14 protein-coding genes are annotated in these 13775 nt (G+C 41.2%); all 14 read left to right on the top strand.

The annotated features are described in order from the left end of the window. Positions 1-13 precede the first annotated feature (13 nt). The 14 genes from pseG (at position 14) to ABFY19_RS12590 (ending at position 13742) form a co-directional block, all read left to right on the top strand. Positions 14-1075, top strand: coding sequence for a UDP-2,4-diacetamido-2,4,6-trideoxy-beta-L-altropyranose hydrolase (pseG, locus tag ABFY19_RS12655; RefSeq protein WP_418791004.1), 1062 nt, complete (start codon positions 14-16; stop codon positions 1073-1075). Further along, positions 1075-1491: a flagellar export chaperone FliS gene (gene fliS / locus ABFY19_RS12650; RefSeq protein WP_418791003.1), complete on the top strand. Its 417-nt coding sequence runs from the start codon at positions 1075-1077 to the stop codon at positions 1489-1491. Before pseG ends, fliS begins: the two co-directional genes overlap by 1 nt. Next, on the top strand, positions 1481-2044 hold the full coding sequence (locus tag ABFY19_RS12645) for a hypothetical protein (RefSeq protein WP_418791002.1): 564 nt from the start codon (positions 1481-1483) through the stop codon (positions 2042-2044). Before fliS ends, ABFY19_RS12645 begins: the two co-directional genes overlap by 11 nt. Positions 2045-2219: 175 nt before the next feature. Then, complete coding sequence (locus ABFY19_RS12640) at positions 2220-2501, top strand: zinc-ribbon domain containing protein (RefSeq protein ID WP_418791001.1); 282 nt, start codon at positions 2220-2222, stop codon at positions 2499-2501. A 349-nt stretch (positions 2502-2850) separates the two neighbouring features. Beyond that, on the top strand, positions 2851-3048 hold the full coding sequence (locus ABFY19_RS12635; protein WP_231683053.1) for a cold shock domain-containing protein: 198 nt from the start codon (positions 2851-2853) through the stop codon (positions 3046-3048). Positions 3049-3211: 163 nt separating this feature from the next. Beyond that, the gene (gene hpf / locus ABFY19_RS12630) at positions 3212-3727 is read left to right on the top strand and encodes a ribosome hibernation-promoting factor, HPF/YfiA family (RefSeq protein ID WP_418791000.1); all 516 of its coding nucleotides are present in this window, start codon (positions 3212-3214) and stop codon (positions 3725-3727) included. 210 nt (positions 3728-3937) lie between these two features. Beyond that, positions 3938-4594 (top strand): hypothetical protein, encoded by a 657-nt coding sequence (locus ABFY19_RS12625; protein ID WP_418790999.1) that lies wholly within the window; start codon positions 3938-3940, stop codon positions 4592-4594. A gap of 344 nt (positions 4595-4938) precedes the next feature. Beyond that, the gene (locus ABFY19_RS12620) at positions 4939-6228 is read left to right on the top strand and encodes an HD-GYP domain-containing protein (RefSeq protein ID WP_418790998.1); all 1290 of its coding nucleotides are present in this window, start codon (positions 4939-4941) and stop codon (positions 6226-6228) included. 43 nt (positions 6229-6271) lie between these two features. Next, positions 6272-7528, top strand: coding sequence for an HD-GYP domain-containing protein (locus tag ABFY19_RS12615; protein WP_418790997.1), 1257 nt, complete (start codon positions 6272-6274; stop codon positions 7526-7528). Beyond that, on the top strand, positions 7528-8055 hold the full coding sequence (locus ABFY19_RS12610) for a DUF5317 domain-containing protein (RefSeq protein ID WP_418790996.1): 528 nt from the start codon (positions 7528-7530) through the stop codon (positions 8053-8055). The genes ABFY19_RS12615 and ABFY19_RS12610 overlap by 1 nt, the downstream gene beginning before the upstream one ends. Before the next feature lie 142 nt (positions 8056-8197). Further along, positions 8198-10813 carry a preprotein translocase subunit SecA gene (gene secA, locus ABFY19_RS12605; RefSeq protein WP_418790995.1) on the top strand — a complete coding sequence of 872 codons (2616 nt, stop codon included), beginning with the start codon at positions 8198-8200 and terminating at the stop codon, positions 10811-10813. 113 nt (positions 10814-10926) lie between these two features. Next, complete coding sequence (locus tag ABFY19_RS12600) at positions 10927-11703, top strand: flagellar motor protein (protein WP_418790994.1); 777 nt, start codon at positions 10927-10929, stop codon at positions 11701-11703. A gap of 10 nt (positions 11704-11713) precedes the next feature. Continuing rightward, a complete protein-coding gene (locus ABFY19_RS12595; RefSeq protein WP_418790993.1) occupies positions 11714-12454 on the top strand; it encodes an OmpA/MotB family protein in 741 nt (246 codons plus the stop codon). A gap of 112 nt (positions 12455-12566) precedes the next feature. Beyond that, positions 12567-13742 carry an HDIG domain-containing metalloprotein gene (locus tag ABFY19_RS12590; protein WP_418790992.1) on the top strand — a complete coding sequence of 392 codons (1176 nt, stop codon included), beginning with the start codon at positions 12567-12569 and terminating at the stop codon, positions 13740-13742. Positions 13743-13775 lie beyond the last annotated feature (33 nt).

Raw genomic sequence — 13775 nt, 5'->3', positions numbered from 1 at the left:
TAAGGTGCAGCCAATGAAAAAAAGGGATAAAATACAAGTGGCTGTTCGTGCTGATGGCGGGCCCCAGATAGGGATGGGTCATATAATGAGGTGCCTGGCTCTGGCGAAGGCCATGGAAAAGATCGAAAACTTACAAATAATCTTTATTAGTGTTAAAAACAGTGCTGTAAGCAGGCTAATTGCAGAAAACAGCTATAAAGTCATTGAAATAGTGGAAAATAAACCGGAGAAAGAAATCGAAGAAGTTAATGATATTCTGCATAAACACGATATAAATATTGTTATCACTGATTCTTATTCGTTTGACCGGACTTATTTGGAGCGAATCGGTTATGCAGCTGACGTGGTGGTTTCCATAGATGACCTTAATCGAATCGTATTTCCCTCAGATATAGTGATTAACGGAAATATATATGCTCCATGTCTTAACTACCGCCCCGGCAGGTCAGATACAGAATTTCTGTTAGGTACTGATTATGTTCTGCTCCGTGAAGAATTTATCCAAAAAGGTAATAGAAGCATAAATAATGAAGTAAAACATGTTTTAGTATCTGTGGGAGGCAGTGACCCGTTGAATCTGACCCCCAAAATATTACAAGCCCTGGACCGGCTGCCTTTTGATTTTGACGTAAAAGTTGTCATTGGTCCTGGATTTAATAATTTGCACAAAATAGTAGAATCTGCAGGTAAGATACAAAAGCCTGTAGAAGTACTACACAATGTTAAAACAATGGTTCCGCTGATGATGTTATGTGACCTCGCGGTTACAGGTGGGGGGACAACTTTATATGAGTTGTCGTGTACAGGTACACCGGCTGTTACCCTGCTTCAGGCGGATAACCAGGAAGCTGCTGCTGCTGAAATGGCACTTCAAGGCGCTGTTATCAACATGGGAATGGGAGATGAAGTATCGGTTCCTGAATTAGCTTCAGCAATCATTCAATTATGTGCTGACCGGGAAAAACGCACGGCCATGAGCAAAAAGGGGCAGATTTTGGTAGATGGTTACGGATGCCAAAGATGTGCACTTAAAATATTACAAAAATTCCATACAAAAAAAGGAGTGGAGTTTTAATGCAAGGTAATCCTTACAATGCCTATAAACAGACATCTGTGGAAACTGCTAGTCCTGAGCGCCTGGTTATTATGCTTTATGATGGAGCTCTCAAATTTTTGCGGATTGCCAGGGAAGCTATTGAACAAAAAAACATAGAGGAAGCAAATAAGTATATCTGTAAAACACAGGACATTATTAATGAATTTATTGTCAGCCTTAATATGAGCACAGGGGAAATAGCCTTTAACTTGCGGGATATTTATGATTTTTGGAACAGGATGCTCATAGAAGCAAACATAAAAAAGGATCCCATGATTATTGACCAAGTTGCGCAGCAGGTACAAGAAATGCGTGATGCCTGGGCAGAAGCTGCAATTAAATGCAAGTCAAGTCAGCCAACGACGGCTGTGGGTGGTGTGAACATTGAAGGTTAAAATTTTGAACAATCATATCCAACATATTGTAACCGGCTTTAAGCAGCAATGTCACTTTTATGTTAAGCTGCTTCAAATGTCACAAAAGCTGGGAAAAATAGTTTCTGAGGTTTCAGCTAAAGATGATGATGATGATGGTGCTGTGACCGGCGATATTACTTATAAACTTAATATTCTGCCTGAACAAATTAATGAGATAATGTCTGAAAGAGCTCTGATAATAAACAATATTGCCAGATTGGAAGAGGATATTCGACCACATAAGGAGGCTGTAATGAATATCTGCCATCTGAAAGAATTTAGTCTTGACAGGGTTCAGGATTTAATTAATGCTGATCTAAGGAAAGAATTTTTTGAACAGATAAAATTAATACAAAAAATAATTAAAGAAATTATTGAAATTGATCATGTTAACGAAATGGCTCTTCAAAAAAATATGCATAATTTAGCGGCAGAGTTGAAAAAAATAAAACAGCACCACCAAATTCAGAAGACATATCTTGACCGACCGGAAAAATTTCCGGAATCACGTTTTATTGACAGTAAGAAGTAAAAATGCGAAAATATTTGGCATTATCTTGAAAAAGGTACTGTATTTAATGAAAATTATTGCAAAAATACTCATCTGAATATATAATTGATTCATAATACAACCTGCAACTGGGGCCTCCTTATTGGGTGGCAAACGGGATCCAGGTTGAATCACCTAAGGAGTGGGAGGTTCTATTATGTCGTTCGAAGACAAGACACTGGTATGTAAAGAATGTGGCAATGAATTTGTATTCACTGCCGGGGAGCAGGAATTTTATGCCGAAAAGGGTTTTGAAAATGAGCCCCAGAGGTGTAAATCTTGTCGTTCCAATAGGCGTTCCGGGGGCAGAAATAATGGAAGGCCAAGGGAGATGCACACAGTAATATGTGCTGATTGTGGAGCAGAAACTCAGGTTCCTTTTGTTCCCAGGAATGACAGACCGGTTTACTGCCGTGATTGTTTTGAAACCAGAAAATAATTTAAGTTGTCGATAACCCGGAGAATTCCGGGTTATTTCATTTATCTGGTAAAATTATTGTAAACAGCTGTTAGTGTATATTCGACAATTACACCATGAAAAAATGACGAAATTTTTGGATTCACAAAATTATCCCCAGCCAAACCCTTGATTTTAATGGTTACTAACAGGCTTATCCACATTATCCCCAGAGAAAATTATTCACAGCCAGTTTTTTAGCAGCAATTTTTCGACATTTGGTGTATGCACGGTAGAAATTCATAGTCTTGACAAATTTTAGCTGCTGTGTTAGCATGAAGAAGTGGGTTTACCTAGGCTCACGGAGATATTTTTAGGGGGAATGTAAAGAATGTTGGGTAAAGTAAAATGGTTCAACCAGGAAAAAGGATTCGGCTTCATTGAAAGGGAAGACGGAGGAGATGTATTTGTTCATTTTTCCGCCATTCAGGAAGAAGGATTTAAAACCCTGGCTGAAGGTCAGAGTGTTGAATTCGAAATCGTGGAAGGTGCACGAGGGCCTCAGGCTGCTAATGTCGTAAAATTGTAATACAGTACAATCCATGCGAATTCACCCCAGGGATAAAATTCCCTGGGGTTTTTAAGTGGTGTTTTGGGATGGATATATTTCCAAACTTTTACCTTACCAGGAAGGATTTTTGTCAGTATTACGAGAATAATAATAAACACAGTGACCGAGAGGAGGGGCATTTATGAAGATCATTGTCAGGGGAAAGAATATTGAAGTTACGAATGCTTTAAAAGATTATGTTGAAAAAAAACTTGTAAAACTTGAGAAATACCTTGATCTGTCTGAGGCACAGGTTACTTTGGTAGTTGTGAAGGATACTCATAAGGTGGAAGTGACAATACCCGTTAATGGAATGATACTTAGAGGTGAAGAGGCAACCGATGATATGTATGCTTCAGTTGACCTGGTAATTGAGAAACTTGAAAAACAGATTAACAAATATAAGAGCAAGTTTAGTAAAAAAATTAGAGTTGAAGGCAAAGTAGTTTCTGCCGCTAATGATGAGAGCTATGAAGAGCCTATAATAAAGAAGACCAAAAGGTTTGCTGTTAAGCCCATGCCGGTGGAGGAAGCAGTTATGCAGATGAACATGTTGGGTCACAGCTTCTTTGTTTTTTCTAATGCAGAAACTGAAGAAGTAAATGTATTGTATATTAGGAAGGATGGGAATTATGGCTTAATTGAGCCGGAGTTCTAGAAATTATTAATTAAAAACTTGATTAAAGGGCTCACTGTTCGCAGGGGAGCCCTTTAATATTTTAAAAAAATATACAAATTAGTAGAAACTCCGGAAAATATTTAGTTATATGTCTAAGAAAAAGAAGGAAAAATTGCTTAAAAGTAGAAAGAAGAAATATAAAATTTCCAAATGCAGGTATAAAATTCGAAAAGAAATATGGGGGTTTTTATGGCTTCAGATGGCTATGTAGAAGGAAAGCTTGCAGATTATGAGGAAATTATTAAACAGATAAAAGATGTCATTTCCGCACGAATTGTTACTAATGAGTTTGGAGAGATAATTGAAATACATGTACTTTCGGGCCCTGGCCGGAGTCCCAAACAAATTGTGCGGGATATTGAATCGGCTTTTATGGCCCAATTTGGCATTAATATTGACCATAAAAAGGTAAGTGTTGCCCAGATGCAGGATGATGAGGGCACCAGGCCGATGCAGGAAATAAGGCCTAAACTAACTGCTGTTACCGTTGTTTCAGGAGGCAGGAAAACTGAGGCCACGGTTGAGCTTGAAATCGGTGATGAAATATATTCCGGAACTGCATTAGGGCCAAGCACGGTAAACAATAAATTGAGAGTTATTGCACAGGCTACTGTTTTGGCTATAGAGAATTATTTGAAGGGGACCTGTAATATGGTAACAGATGACATATGCCGCTTTTCGATTGCCGGAAAAGATGCTGTTGCTATAGCTGTTTCCCTAATAACCAATGTGGGAGAAGAGAGGTTGATTGGATCCGCATTTTTAAACAATGATGAAAGGGAAGCAGCCGTTAAGGCAACTCTTGCTGCTATTAACAGGCGGATGGCGCTGCTGCTTAATGAATAGTACCCCTAAATTCAAATTTATGTTATTTTAAGGACCGACAGAGGCCAGATCTTTGTTTTGAATTGTTTTTCAGTAAAGCATGACCAAAAAAGTGCAAACAAGTGAGCGGAACCCACTCGAGCGGAAGTCCAGGTACCAACTGGTGCATAGCGGTTACTGGTTGAGTCAGAGACGGAACGGGGGGTTACTTTACATGAAAACAACTTTAGTTAAGATCGCTATGGCTATTGTTACTTTAGTTTTAGCAGGTGGTGCAGGGTTCAAGTATTAATACAGCTGTTTAAGCCACTAAGCTTACGAGGTAATTTACTGTCGGTCAGTTTTTTTTAAAAGGTGGGTTTATATTGAATGCTTCCCCCCCCACAATAGTAAAAATATATATCTCGGTTATTGTACTTTGTGCTGTAGCTTTGCTGTTTTGGTTATTTTCTTTCGTAGAAATTAATGCTGAGACGATTAAAGCAGGTATCTTTTTTTCAGTGTTAGCAATTTTTGCTGATTCAATGCCTGTTCAGCTTCCACGAGGAGGTAGGGTTACGGTTACCGAAGCTGTAGCATTTGCCAGCATAGTATTATTTGGACCGCTAGTTTCTGTTTTGGTTATGTTGCTTGCTAATATTGCCAGTGAAAGTATCTCTAAAAGTAAAATTCATAGATTAGCATTTAATTGTGCACAATTTGTTTTGGCTACGGGAACTGCCGGTCTAGTTTACCAACTTTTAGAAGGTTCTGGATATAATAATAGTTTTGAAAACGTGTTTCCCTATATTGTAGCTACATTTATTTATCTTGCAGTAAATTGTACGGCATTTTCATTAATTATGTCACTGGAGTTTAAAATATCGTTGTATGGCATATGGCTGACGAATATGAGATGGGCAATACCTAACTTAATAATGCTGGCTCCTCTACGATTATTAATGGCAACAACTTACACCTACACCGGTCCTTTAGGAGTAATCCTGTTCTTTGCTCCTCTCCTTTTAGCCCGCTACATTTTCAAATCCTACATGGATACTAGGGAGGTTTATATCAATACCCTGGAAGCTTTGGCTGACGCTCTTGATGCCAAGGACAGGTATACCAGGGGCCATTCCGACCGGGTGGCTAATTATGCTGTTGAACTGGCACGTCGCTTAAAACTTCGTGAAGATGAGGTGGAAGCCGTACACCATATGGCATTTTTACATGATATAGGTAAAATAGGCATAAGTGATGAACTATTAACCAGGGTGGGCAGGTTGGCTGACAGCGAGTTTGACTTGATTAAAATGCACCCGGTAATTGGGGAACATATATTAAAGGAACTTACTTACCTCGGTTCTTTTACACATTTTGTAAGGAGCCATCACGAGAAATACGACGGGACAGGCTATCCTGACGGTTTAAAAGGCAAGGCGATACCGTTGGGCGCCAGGATAATCACATTGGCAGATTCTTTTGATGCTATGACGTCAGACAGGGCTTATCGAACCAAGATGACTTCCGAAGAGGCTCTGGAAGAAGTTAGGCGCTGTTCAGGGACGCATTTTGACCCTGAACTTGTAGAGGTTTTTTTGGATTTACGGAGCGGGAAGCCGGCAGAAGAGGCTTGTGGTACGTTTTTTGCGACCGCATCAGTTGTTGAGAAATAATGGACTGAATAAGCGGAAGATAGTCTAGGATAAGGGAGGGGCCATGGAAACAGGAGCTGTTTATAAAGGGTCTCTTATTGGGCACAAAATAGTTGCATTTTTTACAATGCTTTGTGGATTGTTAGTTGTATTAATTAGTATATTTCATGTAAATGAACAATTGCTTTCACCAGTGGCTATTTATGCTATGCTGTCTTTTATAGCACAGTTGATGCCTGTGAGGTTGTCACAGGGTACGTATTTTTCGGTAGCATTTATTTTAGATCTGGTGCTGATTGCTCTTTATGGGGTTCCTACAGCAATAATAACGAGATTTATAACAACTTTTTTGGCTGTATTTTTCGCGAAACTTCTGGGGCGGAATGAATCTTTTGGTAGTATAGTTAAACTGGCTTCTCAGATGGCTTTGATTACAGGGGTGGCAGGTATAGTTTACCTGCTGGATTTTCATCCGGTTGCTGCATCTGTTATTGCATCAGTGGTATATTTTTTGGTATATACTATATACATAGCTGCTGAAGGGATGCTGCATACAGGAGGTTCTTTTTCAGCCAATTGGTTTTCGGCAATAAAGACAATTGGAATTAATTATTTTGCCTTAGCATTCCTAACATATCTTCTAGTATATGTTATCAGGTATAGTATTTTAGAATCACAGTTATTTGTTCTCCTTCTTTTTTTTGTTCCGGTCATGCTGGTTAGCCATGCATTCAGGTTGTCCTTGAACATACGACAAAGCTACCTCAAAACAGTGAAGACACTTGCCAATGCCATAGAGGCAAAGGACCCGCATATGAAGGGACATTCAGAACGGGTGGCGGAGCTGACCCTGGCGCTGGCAAAAGAGTCCGGCTTTTCGGAAAAGGACCTCCAAAAGCTTCTGTATGTTGCCCTCCTTCATGATGCAGGGAAAATAGGGGTTTCCGATGAAATACTGAACAAGTCGGGAACACTTTCTTATGAGGAGTATGAGGCTGTTAAACAACATGCTGTTATTGGGGCTGAGATTTTGCAGAAAATAAAATTTCTTTCTTCAAGGGCCCCGATAGTGATGCACCACCATGAGAGGTATAATGGTACAGGATATCCTAATGGGCTGCGAGGTGAGAACATTCCCCTTGTGTCACGGTTTCTGGCCTTGGCAGATGCTTATGATGCCATGACCACTGACCGCCCTTTTAGACAGGCTAAAACTCCACAGCAGGCGGTTGAGGAGATTGAGAGACTTGCTGGCGCTCAGTTTGACCCTAACTTAATTGAAAAGTTTAAAACAGTACTTCTTAAGCGAGGGGAAATTTAATGTTTTTTGAATTAATAATTATTGCATTAATTATTGGATTAGTAACCGGAGGACGTTTTAGCCGCCTTAGTCAGTTAAATTTCAGATTTATATATTTTATTATATTGGCCTACTTAATTCAAGTAGGCATTGATTTTGGGGCGCCCAGGTGGGATTTTGGCGGATATTCTTATCTGCATAACATTTCTTACCTTATCCTTTTATTTGCCCTTATCAAAAACCGCAATATACCAGGGATGCAGATAATTATTGCCGGAACTTTGCTGAATTTTGCCGTTATAGTGCTGAATAACGGTCAGATGCCGGTGCGTTTCGATGTGATTCCGGCACATATGGCAGAATTTTTGGCCTCCGGAAAGGGCGGGACCCACGGCTTAATATCAGGAGAAACGTTATTGCCTTTCTTGGCAGACATATTTTATATAAAATTGCCGTACCAGCATCAGTTGATTAGCATAGGGGATATTTTAATAAATGCAGGAATTATGGCCCTTATAATAAAAGGGTTACGGGGTAAAACTCAATAACCTCCCTAAAATTGCCGGTATTCCTAATTTGCCCGTGGCTTGAACTCTCTTGATAAAAGTGTTAAAATCTAAAATGTAAATAACTGTGTTTTAGTGAGGCCGCACAGGTCTCTTTTGTTTATTTTTAAAAAGGGGTGTTTTTATGTTAGGGTTTGTGAAGAAGCTGTTTGATGACAATGCTAAGATTATCAAAAAGCTCCAGAAAACCGTTGATGAAATAAATCATCTTGAGCCGGAGATAGAGAGACTGACAAACCCCGAGCTGCAGGGAAAAACAGAGGAATTCAAGAATAGACTGGCTAATGGCACTGATCTTGATGACATCCTGCCGGAAGCATTTGCCGTAGTTAGGGAAGCTTCAAAAAGGGTGCTTGGAATGCGTCATTTTGATGTTCAGCTTATAGGCGGTATAGTCCTTCATCAGGGCAGGATATCTGAAATGAAGACAGGAGAAGGTAAAACCCTTGTAGCCACATTGCCGGCCTATCTTAACGCTCTTACCGGGCGTGGAGTTCATATTATTACCGTAAACGATTACCTGGCCACAAGGGATAGTGAATGGATGGGACAAATTTTTAAGTTCCTGGGACTTTCTGTAGGTCTGATAGTTCACGGGCTGGACTATGATGAAAAAATTGCGGCTTACAACTCTGATATTGTATATGGAACCAATAATGAGTTCGGGTTTGATTACCTCAGGGATAATATGGTGGTTCAAAAAGAGAATATGGTCCAGAGGGATTTATATTATGCTATCGTTGATGAGGTGGACAGTATTCTGATTGACGAGGCTAGGACCCCGCTGATTATATCAGGGCAGTCTGCTAAAGCTGCCGACCTCTATTATAGAATGGCAAAAATAGTGCCAAGACTGAAAAAGGACCAACATTTCACGGTTGATGAAAAGGCTCATACCGTTATCCTCACTGAGGATGGTGTGGCCGCCGTTGAGCAGTTCTTGGGGGTGCAGAATCTATACGAAGATGAACATATCGAACTTACACACCATCTGAACCAGGCGCTTAAGGCCCATGCCCTGATGAAAAGGGATAGGGATTATGTGGTCAAAGACGGTGAAGTAATTATTGTAGATGAGTTTACCGGGCGACTAATGTTAGGCCGCCGTTACAGTGAAGGCCTGCACCAGGCTATTGAAGCAAAAGAGGGTGTCAAAATTGAACGTGAGTCTCAGACCCTGGCTACCATTACGTTCCAGAATTATTTCCGGATGTATGAGAAGCTAGCAGGAATGACAGGTACTGCTATAACAGAAGAGGATGAGTTCCGTAAAATCTACGGGCTTGATGTTGTGGTTATCCCCACCAATAAGCCTATGATAAGAAAAGATTTGCCTGATGTTATATTTAAGACCGAGAAGGCTAAGTTCAATGCTGCAGTTGACGAAATAGAGCAACTGCATGTTAAAGGTCAGCCTGTACTTGTAGGAACTATTTCTATTGAAAAATCTGAAGAATTAAGTCTTATGCTGAAGAAACGGGGCATCCCTCATAAAGTCCTAAATGCCAAGTATCATGATAAAGAAGCGGAAATTGTGGCCCAGGCCGGTCGCTTCGGTGCGGTTACTATAGCCACTAATATGGCTGGTCGTGGTACCGATATTCTCCTTGGCGGCAACCCTGAGTTTCTGACACAGACCCAGGCAAAGAAGAGTGATGACGTACAGGCAGACCGGGAGGAGTTTGAAAGCCTTTTTAAAACAATTAAAGAGGAAATCGATAGAGAACATGAAAAAGTAGTCTCTCTTGGCGGACTGCATATTATAGGCACAGAGCGCCATGAGAGCCGGCGTATTGATAATCAGCTTCGCGGGCGTGCCGGACGCCAGGGTGACCCCGGTTCAACTAAGTTTTATATTTCTATGGAAGATGATCTGATGCGTCTTTTTGGCTCTGATAATATCAGCAGCCTGATGGATAAGCTGGGGATGGAAGAAGATATTCCAATCGAACATTCCTTGATTACTAAGTCAATAGAGACTGCCCAGAAAAGGGTGGAGAACAGGAATTTTGATATTAGAAAACATGTTTTGGAATATGATGATGTAATGAATAAACAGCGGGAAGTAATTTATGAACAGCGGCGACAAGTGCTTCTTGAAGAAAACCTTAGAGAAACTATTAACCAGATGATTCACATATTGATAGACGGCGCCCTGGACATATACTGTAATCCGGGGGTACATCCTGAGGAATGGGATTTACAGGGACTGCTTGACCATGCGAAGGACTTATACCTGCCCCATCATGAGCTGACTGCCGGGGAACTGACAGATATGGGCAGGGCAGGGATTAAAGACCTGTTATATCAAAAGTCAATGGATACGTACGATGCCCGCGAACAGGAGCTTGGGGAAGAAAACACCAGGCATATTGAAAAGGTGATTCTGCTTAAAATAGTCGATGAAAAGTGGATGGACCACTTGGATGCAATGGACCAGCTGCGGCAGGGTATAGGGCTGCGGGCATATGGACAGAAAGACCCCTTGGTTGAGTACAAGTTTGAGGGATATGAGATGTTCCAGAACATGATATCATCTATCCAGGAAGATGTCGTGCGCTATATTTTCCGGGTAAATGTGGTCAAGGAACCTGCACCTCAGCAGCAGAATGTTACAGAGAATAGATACAATGGAGATAATAGTCCGAAGCAGCCTCGCAAAGCGGAAAACCAGGTCGGAAGAAATGACCCGTGTCCTTGTGGAAGCGGGAAAAAATATAAAAAGTGCTGCGGCATTTAGTAAAGCTTCATATATTTAAAAAAAATGTCAAATAATCCACAATTTTTGCAGGAAAAGTTGAAAAAACGGCTAATTAATATATGAAATAATTGTTTTAAGAAGGTGGGCCAAGCGTGGATTTAGCATCGATTTTAGGACTTGTACTTGGATTTGGAATGCTTATAGGCGGCTTTATGCTTGAGGGAGGTCATTTTACTTCTCTCCTGGAACCGACTGCAGCTATGATTGTGTTTGGTGGTACTGCAGGAGCTACTATAGCCAGCTTTTCGATGGAAGATATTAAACAGGTTCCCCAACTGTTTAAAATCACTTTTACCGAAAAGAAATATGAGGTGCAGGAGCTTATCGCCATTTTAAGCAGCTTTGCTGAAAAGGCTAGACGTGAGGGATTGCTGAGTCTGGAACGGGAAACTGCCACTATTGATGACGAGTTTCTCAAGCAGGGAATACAGCTTGTGGTGGATGGCACTGACCCGGCCTTGGTTAGGGATATTCTGGAGACCCAAATAGAATTTACTGACCAAAGGCATAAAATAGGGGCTGATATCTTTGAAGCTGCAGGTGGGTATTCACCTACCATGGGTATTATCGGAACAGTTATGGGGCTGGTTCACGTTCTGGGTAATTTGACTGACCCAGATTCTTTAGGACCATCTATTGCCGTAGCTTTTATTGCAACACTTTATGGTGTGTGTTTTGCAAACGCAGCCTGGCTGCCTATTGGACATAAGTTAAAACTAAAGAGTAAGCAGGAGCGGTTTATTATGGAAATCGCCCTTGAAGGCATACTTTCCATCCAGGCCGGTGACAACCCGAGTATTGTGAAGGAAAAACTAAAAGCCTTCTTGGCAGCAAAAGTACGCCAGGAAACTATAGCTGTGAAGGAATAGGGGTGATTGCATGGGCAGACGCAGAAGCGAGCCGGAAAAGGCGCCCAATCATGAAAGATGGCTCATTACATATGCTGACCTGATTACCCTTCTTATGATATTTTTTGTTCTGATGTATACTATCAGTAATGTGAATGCAAAGAAATTTGCCCAGTTATCATCTTCCATGAGTCAGGCCTTGCTTGGGGAAAAGAGCGGTTATTTTATTGGTGAAGCCCAAGGCCCGCTGATAGTGGATACCGAACAGGCTGCCGCCGCAAAGACCGAGGCGGCTAATATGGAAGATGCGCTGGAAAAACTGAAAAAATATATCAAGGAAAAAGGCCTTGAGGGACAAGTTGAGGTGGGTCAGGAAGAACGCGGGCTGGTGATTAGTCTGAAGGAAGCGTTGCTTTTTAGTATTGGGTCTGCGGACTTGACACCGGAAGCTAGGAAAGTAGTTGCAGATGTTGGACAGGTCCTGATAAAGATGCCGAATAATATACGTATAGAAGGACATACCTGCAACCTTCCCATAAATACGAGCCGTTATCCTTCCAACTGGGAACTTTCAACGACACGGGCCACCAATGTGGTCAGGTATTTGGTAACTCAGGTTGGTCTTAAACCTGAAGTTTTATCTGCTACAGGTTATGGCGAATTCCGACCGATAGTTGCTAACACCTCAGAACAGAACAGGGTCAAAAACCGCCGGGTTGATATAGTTGTACTGAAGAGCGTGTTTAATATTGCTGAGCCTGGAAAAGGATAAACTGGAGACAGGGTATAAATATTTAGACAACGGGGATGTCATGATATAATATCAAAGGCATCCTTTTTCTGATGCAGGAATTGTGTTTTTTATGAAGGGAGGCTGCGGTCTATTGCAGCTAAAATTTATGTGTCATGGAGAGATAGTTGAATGTGCGAGGGGAGATGATGATTGTCATTCGCCGATGTGCAGCCGTGAGTTGATGCTGAAAGTAATGCACAGTCTTATTAGCCCGCAGATAATGCCGGTCATTAACAGAGTATTTGAAATTCAAGAATTGTTCCGCTTGGCTGATGTTGTTTGTCTTGGAGAAAATCAGCTGCACCATGTTGTCCGGATGTGTGAACTTGCTATGAAGGTTAGAGAAAACTGTCTTCAGGAGCTTGGCATCAGCAGGGAAACACTCTTGACGGCGGTTTTGTTCCATGACAGTGGCAAAGGTGAAGAAGTTGATGATACGGGGTTTTGTGACCGGAAAGTAAAACAAATAAAGGTGCCTAGAAGGTTAAAAAACTATGGCATTCCTTCCTGGGTGGAATTCAATACCCCTCTGCATGACCATATAGAGCGTGGATTGGTAATTGGAGAGACGTATAACCTAAAAGACGATATCCTTGAAGCCATAGCGCTGCATCATCATGTTAAAATTTTGCCCGAGACAGTTAAACTAATTGCAAGAGGACTTTTTCTGCCAGGTGTAATTTATGAAGACATCCTGCATTATAAACCGGGACAATATGCTGTAAGCGGCAGTACACTGGTCCAGGTCGTGGCGGTTATTGACCAGTTGTGTGCTATCGAAAGAAAGTTTGAAGGTCGGGTTTGTTTTACAGGTGAACCGGAGAAAATGGAAGATGAACTGGTAAAAGACCTGGTGATAGGTATGACCGGCACATCCGACCCACGCATTTCCCTGTTGGGAAACAGCTTGGGTGGCAGGGAAACAGTTATTCTGTTGGACATCAGGAGTTTTGGGGCTTTTGTTAGCAATAACAGTGAATATAAAGTACAATCCGTAAAAAAAGAGGTATTGAATACTATTCGTTCTGTTGTTCGGGTACAGGATTTCCACCGGGAAAAAGATATGGTGAGCTTGGTTGGCGGGGATGAATATGCTATTATAACGAAAGTAAAGGAAGATAAAATCATAAATAAAATGATTAACAGGATTAGGGCCGCTATTAAAAACCGGACCGGCTTTGATGTCCGCTATGGTTTTGGGATAGGGGCAACTATAGAGGGAAACTTCCATACAGCCAGGGAGATGGCCAATTCACAAAAGGTATAATAATTTTGACAAAAATTTCAGGGGAAAGTATAA

It is taken from the genome of Phosphitispora sp. TUW77, from assembly GCF_048453025.1.
GTDB lineage: Bacteria > Bacillota > Thermincolia > Thermincolales > UBA2595 > Phosphitispora.
This window is presented reverse-complemented; position numbering and strand designations above follow the sequence as displayed.

What these genes read in the sequence shown, in the direction of transcription:
- pseG (WP_418791004.1), top strand. Translation starts at nt 14, where the DNA reads ATGAAAAAAAGGGATAAAATACAAGTGGCTGTTCGTGCTGATGGCGGG.
- fliS (WP_418791003.1), top strand. Translation starts at nt 1,075, where the DNA reads ATGCAAGGTAATCCTTACAATGCCTATAAACAGACATCTGTGGAAACT.
- ABFY19_RS12640 (WP_418791001.1), top strand. Translation starts at nt 2,220, where the DNA reads ATGTCGTTCGAAGACAAGACACTGGTATGTAAAGAATGTGGCAATGAA.
- ABFY19_RS12635 (WP_231683053.1), top strand. Translation starts at nt 2,851, where the DNA reads ATGTTGGGTAAAGTAAAATGGTTCAACCAGGAAAAAGGATTCGGCTTC.
- hpf (WP_418791000.1), top strand. Translation starts at nt 3,212, where the DNA reads ATGAAGATCATTGTCAGGGGAAAGAATATTGAAGTTACGAATGCTTTA.
- ABFY19_RS12625 (WP_418790999.1), top strand. Translation starts at nt 3,938, where the DNA reads ATGGCTTCAGATGGCTATGTAGAAGGAAAGCTTGCAGATTATGAGGAA.
- ABFY19_RS12615 (WP_418790997.1), top strand. Translation starts at nt 6,272, where the DNA reads ATGGAAACAGGAGCTGTTTATAAAGGGTCTCTTATTGGGCACAAAATA.
- ABFY19_RS12610 (WP_418790996.1), top strand. Translation starts at nt 7,528, where the DNA reads ATGTTTTTTGAATTAATAATTATTGCATTAATTATTGGATTAGTAACC.
- secA (WP_418790995.1), top strand. Translation starts at nt 8,198, where the DNA reads ATGTTAGGGTTTGTGAAGAAGCTGTTTGATGACAATGCTAAGATTATC.
- ABFY19_RS12595 (WP_418790993.1), top strand. Translation starts at nt 11,714, where the DNA reads ATGGGCAGACGCAGAAGCGAGCCGGAAAAGGCGCCCAATCATGAAAGA.